17 protein-coding genes, 1 tRNA gene and 2 pseudogenes are annotated in these 15,772 nt (G+C 32.0%); 9 read left to right on the top strand and 11 right to left on the bottom strand.

Annotated elements, in window-relative coordinates; all coding sequences use genetic code 11:
* Positions 1-260: 260 nt before the first annotated feature.
* From JSQ73_RS06030 to JSQ73_RS06020, 3 genes are all read right to left on the bottom strand, one after another.
* Complete coding sequence (locus JSQ73_RS06030; RefSeq protein ID WP_234301729.1) at positions 261-1,514, bottom strand: ankyrin repeat domain-containing protein; 1,254 nt, start codon at positions 1,512-1,514, stop codon at positions 261-263.
* Positions 1,515-1,940: 426 nt separating this feature from the next.
* Positions 1,941-2,219 (bottom strand): hypothetical protein, encoded by a 279-nt coding sequence (locus tag JSQ73_RS06025; protein ID WP_214250220.1) that lies wholly within the window; start codon positions 2,217-2,219, stop codon positions 1,941-1,943.
* A 12-nt stretch (positions 2,220-2,231) separates the two neighbouring features.
* Entirely contained in the window at positions 2,232-2,843 is a 612-nt protein-coding gene (locus JSQ73_RS06020; RefSeq protein WP_234301728.1) for an ankyrin repeat domain-containing protein, read from the bottom strand.
* 422 nt (positions 2,844-3,265) lie between these two features.
* On the opposite strand from JSQ73_RS06020, the gene JSQ73_RS06010 reads away from it, so the two are divergent.
* Positions 3,266-3,577 (top strand): hypothetical protein, encoded by a 312-nt coding sequence (locus tag JSQ73_RS06010; protein WP_234301727.1) that lies wholly within the window; start codon positions 3,266-3,268, stop codon positions 3,575-3,577.
* Positions 3,578-3,703: 126 nt separating this feature from the next.
* Complete coding sequence (locus JSQ73_RS06005) at positions 3,704-4,054, top strand: hypothetical protein (RefSeq protein ID WP_234301726.1); 351 nt, start codon at positions 3,704-3,706, stop codon at positions 4,052-4,054.
* Positions 4,055-4,211: 157 nt separating this feature from the next.
* Here JSQ73_RS06005 and dcd read toward each other — a convergent pair whose 3' ends face one another.
* The gene (dcd, locus tag JSQ73_RS06000) at positions 4,212-4,769 is read right to left on the bottom strand and encodes a dCTP deaminase (protein WP_214250077.1); all 558 of its coding nucleotides are present in this window, start codon (positions 4,767-4,769) and stop codon (positions 4,212-4,214) included.
* 71 nt (positions 4,770-4,840) lie between these two features.
* Positions 4,841-6,307 (bottom strand): annotated as a pseudogene (locus JSQ73_RS06800) (TrkH family potassium uptake protein).
* Positions 6,308-6,426: 119 nt separating this feature from the next.
* Between JSQ73_RS06800 and JSQ73_RS05985 the strand changes: the two are divergent.
* Complete coding sequence (locus tag JSQ73_RS05985; RefSeq protein ID WP_214250076.1) at positions 6,427-7,395, top strand: hypothetical protein; 969 nt, start codon at positions 6,427-6,429, stop codon at positions 7,393-7,395.
* Positions 7,396-7,497: 102 nt separating this feature from the next.
* Here the strand turns inward: JSQ73_RS05985 and JSQ73_RS05980 are convergent, their stop codons facing one another.
* The 5 genes from JSQ73_RS05980 to rpsB all read right to left on the bottom strand — a co-directional run bounded on the left by JSQ73_RS05980 (position 7,498) and on the right by rpsB (position 11,656).
* Complete coding sequence (locus tag JSQ73_RS05980; RefSeq protein WP_214250075.1) at positions 7,498-8,514, bottom strand: substrate-binding domain-containing protein; 1,017 nt, start codon at positions 8,512-8,514, stop codon at positions 7,498-7,500.
* A gap of 192 nt (positions 8,515-8,706) precedes the next feature.
* Positions 8,707-9,264, bottom strand: coding sequence for a ribosome recycling factor (gene frr / locus JSQ73_RS05975; RefSeq protein WP_214250074.1), 558 nt, complete (start codon positions 9,262-9,264; stop codon positions 8,707-8,709).
* A gap of 7 nt (positions 9,265-9,271) precedes the next feature.
* Positions 9,272-10,015, bottom strand: coding sequence for a UMP kinase (gene pyrH, locus JSQ73_RS05970; RefSeq protein WP_214250073.1), 744 nt, complete (start codon positions 10,013-10,015; stop codon positions 9,272-9,274).
* Entirely contained in the window at positions 9,999-10,844 is an 846-nt protein-coding gene (gene tsf, locus JSQ73_RS05965; protein WP_214250072.1) for a translation elongation factor Ts, read from the bottom strand. The genes pyrH and tsf overlap by 17 nt, the downstream gene beginning before the upstream one ends.
* On the bottom strand, positions 10,841-11,656 hold the full coding sequence (gene rpsB / locus JSQ73_RS05960; protein WP_214250080.1) for a 30S ribosomal protein S2: 816 nt from the start codon (positions 11,654-11,656) through the stop codon (positions 10,841-10,843). The genes tsf and rpsB overlap by 4 nt, the downstream gene beginning before the upstream one ends.
* Positions 11,657-11,837: 181 nt before the next feature.
* On the opposite strand from rpsB, the gene JSQ73_RS05955 reads away from it, so the two are divergent.
* The 3 genes from JSQ73_RS05955 (at position 11,838) to glmS (ending at position 14,278) form a co-directional block, all read left to right on the top strand.
* Positions 11,838-11,914: transfer RNA gene (locus JSQ73_RS05955), tRNA-Asp, on the top strand.
* Between the two features lie 130 nt (positions 11,915-12,044).
* On the top strand, positions 12,045-12,458 hold the full coding sequence (yajC, locus tag JSQ73_RS05950; RefSeq protein WP_006012489.1) for a preprotein translocase subunit YajC: 414 nt from the start codon (positions 12,045-12,047) through the stop codon (positions 12,456-12,458).
* A gap of 8 nt (positions 12,459-12,466) precedes the next feature.
* Positions 12,467-14,278 (top strand): glutamine--fructose-6-phosphate transaminase (isomerizing), encoded by a 1,812-nt coding sequence (gene glmS / locus JSQ73_RS05945; RefSeq protein ID WP_214250071.1) that lies wholly within the window; start codon positions 12,467-12,469, stop codon positions 14,276-14,278.
* A 265-nt stretch (positions 14,279-14,543) separates the two neighbouring features.
* Here the strand turns inward: glmS and JSQ73_RS05940 are convergent.
* Positions 14,544-14,697 (bottom strand): annotated as a pseudogene (locus tag JSQ73_RS05940) (IS481 family transposase); the annotation flags it as partial.
* 213 nt (positions 14,698-14,910) lie between these two features.
* On the opposite strand from JSQ73_RS05940, the gene JSQ73_RS05935 reads away from it, so the two are divergent.
* From JSQ73_RS05935 to JSQ73_RS05930, 3 genes are read left to right on the top strand one after another with little or no spacing between them, the layout of a single operon-like run.
* Positions 14,911-15,102, top strand: a complete 192-nt coding sequence (locus JSQ73_RS05935) for a hypothetical protein (protein WP_234301725.1) — start codon at positions 14,911-14,913, stop codon at positions 15,100-15,102.
* A 52-nt stretch (positions 15,103-15,154) separates the two neighbouring features.
* The gene (locus tag JSQ73_RS06650) at positions 15,155-15,289 is read left to right on the top strand and encodes a hypothetical protein (protein ID WP_255701032.1); all 135 of its coding nucleotides are present in this window, start codon (positions 15,155-15,157) and stop codon (positions 15,287-15,289) included.
* A 9-nt stretch (positions 15,290-15,298) separates the two neighbouring features.
* Positions 15,299-15,661, top strand: coding sequence for a hypothetical protein (locus JSQ73_RS05930; RefSeq protein ID WP_234301724.1), 363 nt, complete (start codon positions 15,299-15,301; stop codon positions 15,659-15,661).
* Positions 15,662-15,772 lie beyond the last annotated feature (111 nt).

Here is a 15,772-nt window from a genome sequence, read left to right as displayed (position 1 = left end):
TTTTAGGTTGCGTAATAGTCACACATTGCTTGAATGCATACAAAATAAAGGCTGGTGTGCCCATTGATGTTATAAGATCAAATTACCAACCTTTTACTAGATGAAATCAAAAAGCTAAGGAATTAAGCCTTACCTTGATTTATTAAACCTCTATCCTGAATTAAATGACCTTGAACAGAAGTATTACTTAAATAACTTTGAGGCTCTAAGTTTATTTGCTGTTCTTCAACTTCTAATGTACTATCTCTATTGTGTAATATCTATTGCATTGATTGATTTACTATTAAATCTAGTTCCTTATTAAATACAACCATAAATTTGTTAAACTTCTTTGGACTTAACTTACCTGTTTCTCTATCGTGGCATGCTTGCTCTACATATGAGTTTAAAAATCCTGAAATCTCATTAAACTTACCACCCGTGATTTTTGCAGTAACCTCTTTCTGCATTTTTACACAATCAATATTTAACCGATGTATTGATATCCCACTTTTTAATGCAGCTTGCTCTACTACTTTCTCAAATTCCTCTATAATATTTAATGCATAGCCCTGTGCTTCTAATGGTGATATAGACTGAACTACTGTGGAAATATACTTCTGAACTGTGATTTTCCTTATAAATACATCTAATAAAAGAAGTACACCGTCGTTATCAATACCTTGAACTGTAATAGCTTTAGAAGGTTCCATACTTATAGCTGCCTTAAAAGGAGAAGAAACAAACTGAAAAATACCTTTAATAGTATCTACCGTAGTGTAAGCAAAAATATTGATAAATGAAGATGGCTTACTTGTTCCGCTTGTAACTCCTATTTTATTAGGACCTATCTTATCATTTTGCAACGAATTTTCATCTTCTTGTTCAATACTGCGGCGATTATGGACACGTGTTGATAGGGAGCTGCTTTCTTCTTGTAAATTAAGATGTTGGGTGATTTCTTCATTTCTTCTTATTCTTTCTTCTAGAAGGTTTCGTATTTCTAAGCTGTTTTCTTCATTAAGCGTATTTGCCACGGCTAAAGCTCCTCTAGCATCAACATAATCACTTTTATCAAGAATGAGCTTAACTATATTTAAATTGCCATAAGCAGCTGAAAAGTACAAAGATGTCCAACCATCTTTATTTTTAGCGTTAACGTCAGCATGATTACTTATAAGAAATTTAGCTACTTCTAAATGACTGCTTTTAACAGCCCAATGCAAAGGAGTATTGCCATTATTGTTCTTAGCATTAATATCAGCTCCTTTCTCTATAAGCTCTTCTACTATACTTAACCTACCATAACTTGCAGCCCAGTGTAAAGGGATATTACCATATTTGTTTCTTTCATTAACATTAGCTCCTTCCTTTATGAGCTTTTCTAATACATCTAAATGACTATTTTTAGTAGCCAAGTGCAAAGGAGTATCGCCATGATTATTCTTAGCATTAACATCATCCCCTTTATTGATAAAATCCGCAACTTGATTAGCATCTCCACTACGTACAGTAGCAAATAATTCATTAATCATTTAACCTTCCATAAAAACCACTCAATTTCAAAGTAAGAAAAAATATCCTTTTCTGAATAAAACAGCTACCTAATAATATAAAGAAAAATATTTTCACTATCATATTTATTATACATAAAAAATTAATAGCTCAATATACTTTTCATAAAATACTCCATCTCTAAAACTTGTCAATCCCTATTTAGAAGTTTTTTTGATAATCTTTAATGAAAGTTCTTAACGAATTAATACTGACTTAATAGTATATATTACTAATAACTTAGACAACACAATCACTTCCGCAACCAAAACCAGCTATTGTGAGAAGAGTTTATTTTGGAATCGCGTGGTCTACCACTTATTCTACGCGAATTTATATCAATTTATTACTTTATTTCTCTGTTTTTTTGAAATTCCCCTCATAAAATTAAATAGCTTACTGTAAAATTATAGTCTTAAGTCCTTGTTTGCAGGTTTTACAGAGACGCTGTTAAATGAAGATATAGGTGACCTATGAGTTAAGTTAACCGTGCTTTTATCTTCAAATTGAAATGCTTCGCTTATATTTTTTAATTTTCTTTTTTTAGGTAGTGTATGTTCATCAAATGTCTCTAGGTTTCTTTTATGTGATTGTGTTTTTAAGTCTGGAGCTAAGTGCATATCTTCAAGATAATAAATAATTTCTTCTGAGTTAGAATATACAATAACATAGTCCAAAGGACTCATATTTTTTTCATCTTATCTATCTATAATAGCTCCTTTCTCTATAAGGTATTCAACAATATCTAACTGACCATGCATAACAGCAAAGTGCAAAGGACGCATGTTATTTTTATCCTTTATATTTATACTATCTCCTTCCTCTACAAGGTATTTAATAATATCTAAGTGACCATATATAGCAGCAAAGTGCAAAGGACACATACTATCTTTGTTTAATGATTTTATTATAGCCCCTTGCGCTACAAGGTATTTAGCAATATCTAAGTGACCATATACGGCAGCAAAGTGCAAAGGATTCATACCTTTTGTGTTATTTAGATTTACATCACCCCCTTTCCTTACAAGATGCTGAACAGTACCTAAGTGACCATGTATGATAGCATAATCTAAAGAAGTAAAATTCTTTTCATCAATAGCATTAATAATTTTGCTTAATTTATTAGGTTCTATTTTCTCTAATATCAGCTTAATAACTTCTTCATTACCATCTTTGGCTAGTAAATGTAAGATAGTACTTCTATCATAAATAGAATCAATAAATTCATTAACTAATCTGTCATATTTACTTGCATGACTCCAAACAGATATAATGTTATTCGTATTTATAAAGCAAGATGATGTCATCATTTCTAAGTGAATTTGTTAAAAGTGTCGGTGCTGAAGTTATATATCTGCCTACATATTCTCCTGATTTTAATCAAACCATTGGTTTGCTATAAAAAATTGAGCCAGAAAGAATATCCAGCTATTCGAATTATTAGAAAAAGAGCTATATATGAGCATGTTTTAGCACAGACATTTTTTTGTAACTAGGCGAATGTAATCAGTTTTAGCTGCTTGAGAGGATATCAATTAATAAAGAAATGCATCCATAGTAATTAGAAGAAAGAATGAAAAAGTACAGAAGTAGAAATGTGAGTTGACAAAATAAGAGAAATATAATATATTGACGATAGTGAGACTATTTAAAATTAATTATACCAGTAGTAGTAAATACACCAGGTAACATACAAAGAACGTCAAAATTAAGAGATATTTTACTAGCCCCTGTGAGGTGGCTAGTCATTGGTTTAGCTGTAGTATTACTCATAGCATCTATTGTTCTTGTTCTAGCATTAATTCTAATCGCTCAAGCATTGAGTAAGCTATATGTTCTTGCAGAAGGCAAATTACCAGAATGGTTAGATCAAAGAACTGAAGCATTTATGGAGGCAGCACGTATCTCACAAACAACGCATGATACTAATGTAAATGATGCAATTAATATTAACGTTCAAAAGCTAAAAGAAAACTATGGCGAGCCTGATGTTGATGATAAGTTTATAGAGGAAATAGAAAGATTTATTGATCAGTTAGAGTGAATAGCAAATGGCACACAAAAAGCTGTAGATAAAGATCAACTCACAGCAGATGAGCAAAAACATGCACTTGAGTGCCTAAAGCGTATAAAAAATGACCCTGATTCACATAGTGGAAGTGGATTAAGATTGAAGCAAGTTTTAAGTTTGGTTTGGAAAGCTTGTAAGGATAAAAATAAAAAAAGTACTGATAATAATATAGATATTAATACCTGCATATCACAGAGAAAATATCAATTGGTTAAACATTTAGTAGAATCGCAAACAGAATACGGAGTACTTGTTGGCAGTGCATGTTTTACTGGTACCTTTAACAGTATTGTCTCTTCCTTGTACACTTTTGAAGAGTTTTCTTTCTTGCAAAGAGCGGATAAGGCTACTGTAAAACAAGAATTTCAAAATGAGCTACAAAAAAAGGTGAAGAATTATTTAATCAGCTTGCCAATGATGAAGAAAAAAAAGAAGTTGCAAAAGCTTTAAGTAATCCTTCTACAAATTTCTTTATTAGCTTTATAGAATCATTTAAAAATCACTCTGCACGTGCAGTTTTAGGTGATAAAAAATGTGATGAACTAATAAAAGAAAATTTTGCTAATCTTCAATACAAAGAATCAATATCTAGCTTTATCTAAAATAATCACTTAACTAACGGCAAAGTGATACCATGTTGATTCATATATTTTCCTTTCATATCATCGTATGATTTCTCGCATTCACTTTCGCCGCTTAAAAACACAAACTGGCATGCACCTTCATTAGCGTAAATTTTTGCAGGAAGTGGAGTAGTGTTAGAGAATTCAAGTGTGACGTGACCTTCCCATCCAGGCTCTAAAGGTGTGACGTTTACTATAATACCACATCTTGCATAAGTTGATTTACCAACACAAATTACCAGTACATTCCTTGGTATACGAAAATATTCCACCGTGCTGGCAAGTACAAAACTATTTGGTGGGATTATACATACATCTGTTTCCTTATCTATGAAACTATTCTCAGAAAAATTCTTGGGGTCTACAATAACTGAATTAACATTAGTAAAAATCTTAAACTTATTACTAACTCTTGCATCATAGCCATAAGATGATAATCCGAAAGATACAACACCCTTACTGCTTTTATGATTCACAAAAGGCTCTATCATTCTAGAGTTTTCAGCCTTTTCCCTTATCCATTTATCTGGCATAACTGCCATAATTGTCCTTTAAAGTTTTGTAATACTTATAATAATATGTAATAGAATTTAAATGTAAACCTGAATTAGCATTACGCTCTGGAATGGCAAAGTTTCCAGTATAAACTACCTATAAAAAAATAAATTGGCAATATTTTAAGCCTGCCAAGCAGCATCAAAAACGATAGAAATAGCTTTACTCCACAACTACCACAACTAAAGGAGGAATAATTACCTGAAGGAACTATTAGGTTACTAAACCCTGGGCCAGAATTTGTAAGCATTGCAGAAACAGAGCTGATGCTAATTATAAAGTCCGCATTGCTCAAGTAAGACATCACTATTGATGATATAGTGAACGTTAACATGTAAATCGCAAAAAACGTAAAGACGGATTGAACTTCATCATTTTCCAGTATTTTACCATTGAGTTTTACTCTATCGCTTTCACTTGGATTTAATAAAGAGCTAAAGTAATTCCTTATAGACTTTAGAAAAATGACTAAACGGAAGATTTTGATTCCACAACTAGCAGAACCACCACATCCACCAATAAAGGCTAAAAAGAAAGCTAAGACTGAAATAAAGCTCCAATTCAAGTAGTTGCACATTACATAGCCAGTTGATGTGATAAAGGAGGTAATGGTGAATGTGCTGTACCTAAATGATAAAAATACTCCTAAGTTAAAATTTTTATATAACCAAAAACAAGCAAGCAAAGATGAGATAACAACTATCTTAATAACGCAAGAGACCTGTTCATCATAACAAACGTCTAATCGTCTTATAATTTTTAAATAGCTCAGAAAAGGTAAAGAGCCTAAAATCATAAAGATAATTGTTATGACCTCCAATATAGGGTTATTGTAGTAGCCTATAGAATCGTTATAGTTAGCAAATCCACCAGTTGATACAGCGGACATTTCGTTACATACTGCGTCAAATAATGGCATGCCATCTAGATAGTAGGAAAATATGAACAATAAAATTAGGCATTAATATATTTCTGCAATATGTATTACTACGCTTCGCGTATGTGGTAACTTTCTTTTAAGAGCATCTGAGTACTCAGAATAGAGTAAATTATTTCAGCTCAAAACCTTAAATATGGGAAAAATTGCAATTCCTACTGTAATTACTCCAAAACCACCTATACCGTACAGCATTGCTCTCCACAATAGTATCACTGGAGATTGTTGCTCGATGTAACTTAGAACAGTTGCTCCTGTGGTTGTAATCCCAGATACTGCTTCAAACAGTGCATCAATGTAGCTTAAACTATCAAGATAAAATGGAATAGCTGCAAATAGAGATAATGCAATCCAGGTATAACTGGTAATCGCAAAAATTGCCAGCATTCCATGTAACCTACTTAGTTTACCCAGTAGAATAAAAATCGCACTAAATATGCAAGTAACTATAAATCCAACCAGAAAATTTTTCCATTCGTAACCTAGATAATTATTAGTAATAGCAGGAATAAGCATTGCTACGCCAAATAACAATAGAAAAATTCCCACAATAAACGCAATTGAACGTAAAACTTGCAGACTTTCCATAGACAGTACTTTGAAAGCTATATGTTATTAAAACTTCAACCGCTTTGCTAATTTTTTCTCTTGACTTGATTATAAATACGTATAATTATAGCGCTAAATTTGTCATAAGAGGTAGAGGTATGTTATTAACTGAAAGACAAAAAAACATTCGAGATTCATTAATTAGTGAAGCTATACAAGGCAACTTTGAGAATATAAAAAATAATTACGATAGCGATATACAAGAAGTTTTGAAAAGCGAATTACCTAGTAATATACAAAAAGAGTTTAAAGACGATCTACCTAATCCTTGTACCATTTCACAGTTGATTATATTCAAAAAAAATCAAAAGGAAATTAATCAATGTATACAGAAAATGGAGCAAAAAATTGAGAATATTTCGTGTGATATAGCTATGCAAGAAGAGGAAGGAAATGATGATTCGCATATGCAAAAAGTGAAAAACTTAAAGAGAATAAGTGATCTTCATCACAAATTACGTCAAGCAATAGATTATTTAGATGTTAAAAAAGTTAAAGCAGTATTAGAAGATTGTGATACAAATTTAGCAATGATTTTAAATAGACCTATACATTCACAGAGCAAAACTACCCTTTTACTTTATCCTCTGCAAGTTGATCTTAATAAACGATATATAGGTGATGGTAAAAGATTGAAACAAGAAGATCTGAGAAATATAAAAGAAATTACTAAACTTCTTTGGGATAAAGCTTCTCCTGATATTCGCAATTTCTGGTTTAAATTTCATCAAGATCAACAAGAAGAAAGTACAAAAGACACAAAAGCAACCTTTGAAGCTCATTTGAAAAAAGATCCTCCTGATATTCGTGACTTGTGGCTTAAATATCAAAGAGTGCCTGAAAATCAAGATGCAGCTGTAATAAAACTTCTTAAAGGTGAGCAACAACGACATGCCAAGATAGGTAGTGAGAAGTGGGTTGAAGATTTCATTCAAGAAGTTAAAGATTACACAGAACAAAAAAGCATAGAAGAAAACCTTGAAATAGCTACAGAGAAACCTACAACAAAATCTGTTCTACAAGACGCACAACTTTCTCAAATAAATAGAACTTGTTGTATTTTATAGTAAATAAGTTCTTAGGAAATCTAAGTATGATAACAATAAAAACAAGAAATTTAAACGTTCTATTTTTAACCTAGTATCCAGAATAAAAAAATATCAAAGTCATCATATTATATCACGAACCTTTTCCAAGACTTTTTTCATATTTTCGCTTGAAAGTGGAATTAAGCCAAGCCTAGATAAATATCCACCTTCAGTACTAATAGAGTCTACAACTTCTCTAATGAATTCCCTTAATCCATCAACAATATCTAAGTGTTCTTTCTTTATGTAAAGATATAAAGGCCTTGCTAACATATACTCCCCCGATGATATATTTTTATAAGTTGGCTCAATTCCTGCGATTGTGCTTCCTTGAATCTCATCTTGGTTTTTCGCTAAAAAGCTGAAGCTAAATATTCCTAAAGCATTTTTATTGCTCTTCAATTTTTGTATTATTATGTTTTCATTAATTCCAACTTCTATATATCTTCCATCATCTCTGATATTACTACATGCTTTCTTTCTTTTTTCTTGGTCTTGATAATTCTCTTTGAAAACCCTTGAGTTCATACATGAATATTGATCAAGCATAATAAAATTAATCAAAGTTTCATGTGTACCTGTATTTTGATGTGGGCCATAGATTTTAATTTCTGTTTTTGGTAGAGCTTGATTTACATCAGACCAAAATTTCTTGTTATTCTTTACTAATCTATCATTGTCTTCAGAATATGAAGATAAAGTTTCAAACAGGTCATTTTTTGTAAAATCAAATCTATGGCTTTGATTTGAATTTGCAATAACAATTCCATCATAGCCAATTATGATCTCTATTACTTCATTCACTTTATTTCTTTTACATAATTCTCTCTCTACTTCCTTCATAGGGCGAGATGAAGTAGTGATATCTGGTGTGCCTTCCCCTATTCCTGAACAAAACATTTTGAACCCTGATCCACTTCCTATCGATTCTACAACTGGAGTTTTAAAGGAAAATATACGGCTGAATTCTTCAGATATAAATGAGATAAAAGGAAAAACAGTTGAAGATCCAACAATTCTGATATATCTTCTGGCATCAACATTTGACAGTGGGATGAGTAATACAAATGCAAAAATAAGGAAAAGGCGTTTCAGCATCGTTTTCGCTCAAGAGTGTAAACTTAATTATCGTAATAAAAAATCAAACTGAAAAGCTTTTTTTCTAGATTTCAAAAGGTATAAGATCAAATGTGTGCGTAATGATGAGATTTGAATCACAGCATTCATACAATTGAATCTATATCGAATCCTCTTATGTTTTTCAATACTGAAAAATTCTTTCATATTAACTTAATGATGCAGTATATCCTTTTCTTTAATAGATAAGTCATCATCGACTTTTTTTACATTATCATCAGTAATGTTTTGTATTTCCTTTTTGGCAACATGAAAATCATCTTCTGAGATTTCCTTATTTTTCTTCATTTCCTCTATTTCTTCCATAACATCTCTACGTATATTTCTAATTGCAACTCGTGCATTTTCAGAAAATTGATGCAATAATTTCACTAATTTTTCACGAATTTCTTGTGTTAAGTCTGGAAGAACTATACGTATAGTATTTCCTTCAACAACAGGATTTAAATTTAAGTTAGCATTGATTATCGCATTTTTCACTTCACCGATAACAGTAGCATCCCAAACTTTAACTGATAGAGTTTTGTTATCTATAGCTGAAACGCCTGCAACTTGGTTCAGTTTTTGATGTCCACCATAGATATTTACAACTATACCATCAAGTAATGATGAGTTAGCTCTACCAGTACGTATACCTTTCATATCATCATGAAAAGACTGAATAGTTTTTAGCATTCTTTCTTTTGTTTTAGCTTTTATTTCGTTTAACATAAATTACCTAATGTTTATAATCTGAGACTATAGTATAATTACCTTGACCTTTAATAATATTGACCATTTTTTCACTTTTCAAAGAAAAAACTACAATTGGAATAGAATTTTCACGAGCAAGTGAAATTGCTGACGCATCCATAATCTTCAAATCACGAGTTAATAAATCTGTGTAAGAAAGCCTATCGTACATTACAGCATTCTCATTTTTTTTTGGATCAGCAGAATACACGCCACTTACTTGCGTACCTTTTAAAATAACATTACAATTCATTTCAACAGCGCGTAAAGCTGCAGCTGTATCCGTAGTAAAAAATGGATTACCCGTTCCTGCTGCAAAAATTATCACCCTGCCCTCTTCTAAATGATGAATAGCCTTCTTTCTTATATAAGGTTCACATATAGTAGTCATAGGTATAGCAGACAACACCCTAGAGACTATAGAGCTTTTTTCTAAAAAATTTTGCAAAATTAAAGCATTAATGACAGTACCAAGCATTCCAATATAATCACTGCTTGCTCTTTCACAGCCACTTAAAGATGCTGATGCACCACGAAAAATATTCCCACCACCAACAACAATACAAACTTGAACTCCGAGATTACAAACTTCAACTATGTCTTTGGATAGTTTATCTATCACTTCCATATCATGGCCAAATAGCTTTGATCCCATCAAAGCCTCCCCAGAGATTTTGAATAACACTCTGGGGTATTTTACTTCTGAAGTTTTGTTACTTATTTGCACCATCCAAAGTAAGTAACTTATAATTAGCTAATTTAACAGCACTTGATTCTATAAAATCAGCAATCTTCATTTTATCATCTTTTATAAACTTCTGCTCTAGCAGAACAACTTCTTCATAGTATTTAGCCATTCGTCCATCTACTATTTTTTTCACTACCTCTTCAGGTTTATTTAAGCTCTTTACTTGCTCCTCAATTATAGAACGCTCATTGTTTAATTTTTCTTGATCTAAATCATCTATAGATAAAGCTTCAGGTTTCATAGCAACTACATGCATAGCTATTTGCTTTCCAATCTCTTGTTTATCACCAGATGATTGCAATGCTACTAAAGCACCAATCTTACCTAAGCCATGCATATTACCATGTACATAGCCAGCAATAATCCCATTCTTAGTCTCTAGGTAGCAAAGATTGCTTAACTCTAACTTCTCACCAAGAACCGATGTACCACTCATAATAGCTTCCTGCACTGTACCAACATCTTCATATTTGGCATTTTTTAACTCATCAAGACTAGTACAACGTTCTTGACAAGCAATTGATGCTAAATTTGAAACTAATGCTATGAACTTCTCATTTCTAGCAACAAAATCAGTTTCACAATTGACTTTAACCAATACACCATAATTTTTAGCCAAGCACATAGCAATAAGCCCATCTGAAGCTACTCTATCAGACTTTTTGTCAGCTTTAGCAAATCCTATTTTACGTAACTTATCAACGGCTTTCTTAATATCACCATCACACTCTTCTAACGCTTTCTTACAATCGCTTAAGCCAAGCCCTGTTCTATCGCGTAATTCCCTTATACTACTTGAATCCATCTTCATTTACTTACTATTACCTCCCTTTCTGTTTCAACCTTAATACGCTTCTTTTTAGTTTGCACAATATCCTCTTCTTTTTCTTGAATAAGCTCATCATCCTTAACTCTAGACCTTGTCAAACTAGACTCTATTCCAGCTAATATAGAATCAGCAACTAATTTACAATAGAGCTCTATTGATTTTCTTGAATCATCATTTCCTGGTATAGGATAGGCAATACCATCTGGGTCAGAATTGGTATCAAGTACTCCAACTACAGGAATACCCAGTTTTTTAGCCTCTTTAACCGCTATATGCTCTTTGTTAGTATCAATAATAAATAAAATATCAGGAACTGCTCCCATTTCTCTAATTCCACCCAATTCTTTATCAAGCTTTTTTCTTTTCTTTTCAATGTTTCCTAATTCTTTTTTTGTTAAGATGCTATCTTCATCATTGGATATTTTCTCATATTGTATCAAAGTTTTTATCGAAGAAGAAACAGTATTCCAATTAGTAAGCATACCACCAAGCCATCGATCATTTACATAATACTGACCACAACGAACTGCTTCACTTGCAACAATATCTAAAGCTTGAAATTTCGTACCAACAAATAAAATGCGACCATCTTGAGATGCAACATCGTATAAAGCTTTCATCGCCGCCTCTAACAATGGTAATGTTTTTCGTAAGTCTATTATGTGTATACGATTCTGTTGATGTATACCATATATATATGGGGCCATTTTCGCATTCCAGCGACTAACTTTATGGCCAAAATGCACACCAGGTTCAGCTAAATCACGTATAGTAACTTTAGGTAAATTTGTCATATTTACTCCTCCAAATAGTTTATCCTCCATGGCATAACCCTAACGGGACTACTTGCATAAGCCATGTGTGAAATTAAGTTATTTACATGGTAATAAAAAAGACAAAAAAGCGCAAACAAAAAATATTGACAAGTGGCAACACGTTGATTAGCTTTAAAGTTGCAAACGTTAAAAAGCAATGGGGGGTGTAGCTCAGTTGGTTAGAGCGCATGCCTGTCACGCATGAGGTCGTGAGTTCAAGTCTCATCACTCCCGCCATTACAGCAGAAACACCTTAAAATTCTTTAAGTTTCTTATTAATTTGAATTAATTTCTTTCAGATACTTGACATGATATTGTAATTGCTGCTTAATCTATTTAATTTTGTCGTTAATAATTGGGATTAAATATGTTCATTTCTGAGGTTTTTGCGGCAGATGCGACTAACAATGTATCAGCATCTGTTGCTAGCTTTATTCCACTCATTTTAATATTTGTAGTATTTTATTTTCTCATTATTCGCCCCAATCACAAAAAACTAAAAGAACATAGAAGGATGATAGATCAAATAAAACGTGGTGATACGGTTATTACTTCTAGTGGAATAATAGGTGAAGTAAACAAAGTTGACGAAGTAAATGCACAACTAATACTAGAAATAGCACCAAAAATTGAAATAAAAATCCTAAAGTCTGCTATATCTGAAATCTTAAATAAAGAAATTCAAAAGCCAGTAGCTAAATCTATTGAAAAAAGCAAAGTTGAAAAGAATGGCAAGAAAAATAAACTAGAGGAAAGTAAAAAAGACAAAAATGCTTCATAATTTACGAAGTGTGTGGAATATTAGGTATAGTAAGTAGCGGTGATTCAGTAATACCAACTTTACTAACCGCGTTGCAAAAATTGGAATACAGAGGGTATGATTCTTCAGGTATAGCAATTATAAATAATAGAGGTAAGATAGAAGTCAAAAAATCAGAAGGTAAAGTTGAAAGATTATGTGAAGTTGTTCATGAGAGCAAGATATCTAGTAGCAAAGTTGGTATAGCACATACTCGTTGGGCTACACATGGAGCTCCAAATCTTAAAAATGCTCATCCCATTTATATAAATAATGTTGTTATTGCTCATAATGGCATAATTGAAAATTACAATATATTAAAAAAGGATCTGGAGGAAAAGGGAGTATCTTTTCATACCGACACTGATACAGAAGTAATACCAAACATATTAACTGCATATCTTAATGAAGGATTGTCACCAGTTGATTCTATATTACAGTGTTTAAACAATTTACAAGGTTCACTTGCTTTGGCTTTATTACTTGCAGAATATCCAGATACTTTATTTGTTGCAAAAAGAAATTTGCCTTTAGCAATAGGATATAACTGTAATAAAGTGTTTGCTGCTTCTGATACTAATACTTTGAATTCATTTGTAGAAAAAATATTGCATTTAGAAGATAATGATATTGCAGTAATAAAATCTAACGAATTCAGTATATATAATAATGGCATACAAGTTAAACGCAGAACAGAAAATAGCAGTCCAAGAAATTTTCTAATTAGTAAAAATGGTTACCCTAGCTTTATGCTAAAAGAAATTTTTGAGCAACCGTATGCATTAAACACAACAATAAATCAATTTTATAAACAATATAAAGAAATCAACAAAGAATTATTTTCTGAACTAGGTTACATTACTATAGTTGGATGCGGTTCATCCTATTTTGCTGGACTAATAGCAAAGTGTTGGCTGGAAAGTATTGCTCAAATTCGGGTATATCTAGAAATCTCGTCAGAATTTAGGTATAGCAGCGTCAAGCTCGAAGAAGGTAGTATTGGCTTATTCATTTCTCAATCTGGTGAAACTGCAGATACTATGGAAGCACTACGTTATGCGAGATTGCAGAAACAAATGATCATTAGCATAATTAATACATTTAATAGCAGCATAGAAAAAGCCTCAGATATTGTATTGCATACTCTTGCTGGACCTGAGATTGGTGTTGCTTCGACAAAAACCTTTTCTACGCAGCTTGCAATTTTAGCATGCTTTGCTGTAGAGCTTGGAAAAATAAAAGGTATACTAGGTAGAGAGAGGATAAAGGAACTAAGCGGTGCTATTAATTCCATTCCCGAACATGTAGAGCATGTTTTGAATGTGATGAAAATACAACATATATCAGGCAGTATATTAGAGCACAATAATATAATTATAATTGGGAGAGGAAGCTCATATGGAGTTGCAATGGAAGGTGCATTGAAGATAAAAGAGCTTTCATATATCAACACAATTGGTATTGCAGCGGGAGAAATGAAGCACGGTTCTATCGCCTTGATAGACTCTACTGTACTTGTTATCGCAATTATTCCTTACGATAATTTATTCTTTAAAACGCTATCCAATATACAAGAGATTATTGCAAGAAAAGGTAAAGTAATTGCCTTTAGTGATAAGCAAGGAGCACCGCTCTTAAAGGGAATTTGCATAGATGTGGTGCAACTTCCAGAAGTTGACAATTTTGTTTCTCCAATTATCTACAGTGTTGCTATGCAATTTCTTGCTTATTCTATTGCAGAAAAAAAAGGGTTAGATGTAGATTGTCCGAGAAATTTAGCTAAATCTGTCACAGTTGAGTAACTTATTTAAAGTGAGTTGCTAATTAACAGCTCTAATTGTCAATTATAAATTACTGAATTTTACTAATAAATTCATTGCTATCATTAGCCCTCTGCGAAAGAATATGTAACTAATGTAAGGATGAGAGAGGCTAAAATCCACGCCTCAAATTAACAAGATTTGCCATTATGGTTACCAGACACAACTTAACCTAGCAAGCAAGAATTAACTAACAGAAAAATTGAAAACTAATATCAGTCTCTTATGTAATGCTACTAATATTTTTCTAAAAAGCAATATGTTTTCTATTCAGGAAAGTCTACATCGCCATAACAATATTTACTAGAATGAGGTCTTGTCTCATTGTAAAAACACAACCAATGATCAACGTCCATCTGAAGATCTTCTAATGAATTGTAGATTGTTTTACAAAAAAAGAGGAGTAAATGAGAGTTCAGTAACTTGATCATAGAGTTGTACTGCCTTTCCATATTTGAAGCAAGTTGTTATTCTACCTCAAACCATAGCACAAAGTAAATATGGCATTTTATACTAAAATTTTCTGTTTATGAGTTATATTATGTAAAGATACTATTTGACATTGAGCTTTAAAGATATTATGTAATAGCATTATTTAATATGTGAGGTTTATTATGGCTAAAGTAAGTGCTGGTGAAAACTCAAAAAAGCTTAAAGATGGTAAAAATCAGCCCATATCACCAAAAAAGTTCAAAGGCAGTCAGTCTATGTCACCAAAACGGAGTCAGAATTCTGGTGAAAAGCTATGGAATGCATTAGAATCATTAGAAGAAGCAAAATCAGAGTTAAAAAAAAAGAAAGTTTGAAATAGAACTAAAAAAAGACACTAAAATATCAGAAGAAGGAATAGAAAAAGCAGTGGAATTGGAAAGGAAAAAAGAAAAAGAGATAGAAGAAATAGCAATGCTAATATCAACGTTACTACTTAAGGAAACAATAATAAAATTACAAGGAACAAAAATAATAAATTTTTTAAAAAAATTAGAAAAATAAGTAAAAGAAATGCAAGAATTATATAAGAAACTAGAATTAAATGCTAAAATAGAAAAAGAAGATCTAAATAAGCTCGAGGACATAAAGAAAGAATCAGAAAAGTGTTGCAGAGAGTTAGTGAGCTATATGCCTAATTCAAATAATCCTAGAATGTTGTACACTGCTGTTATTGTTGTTGGTCTTGCTGTTGGGCTGGTAGCAAGTACTATACTTGAACATACAACTAGACTAAGTATATTAGCAATAATTGGCATAGCTACAGCATCTGCACTCGTAGCTGGTGGTACTACATATGAAGCACTAAGACCTAATACTAAAATAGATGAATCAAAAGAAGTCCAAATAAAGAGTTCTCATCACTCACTTTCCTAATCACACTTTAATTCAAACTTTATCAGTTTTATTCAAGTTGCTTCTAAAAGGAGAATATCAATGATGTCCTCTTTACTGATTTGGTTAAAATGCAGAAAACGCCTATGTCAA

Origin of the sequence: Wolbachia endosymbiont of Anopheles demeilloni (genome assembly GCF_018491735.2) — a bacterium.
Lineage (GTDB): Bacteria > Pseudomonadota > Alphaproteobacteria > Rickettsiales > Anaplasmataceae > Wolbachia.
Note: the sequence above shows the minus strand (reverse complement) of the source record. Positions and strands in the feature narration are given on the sequence as shown.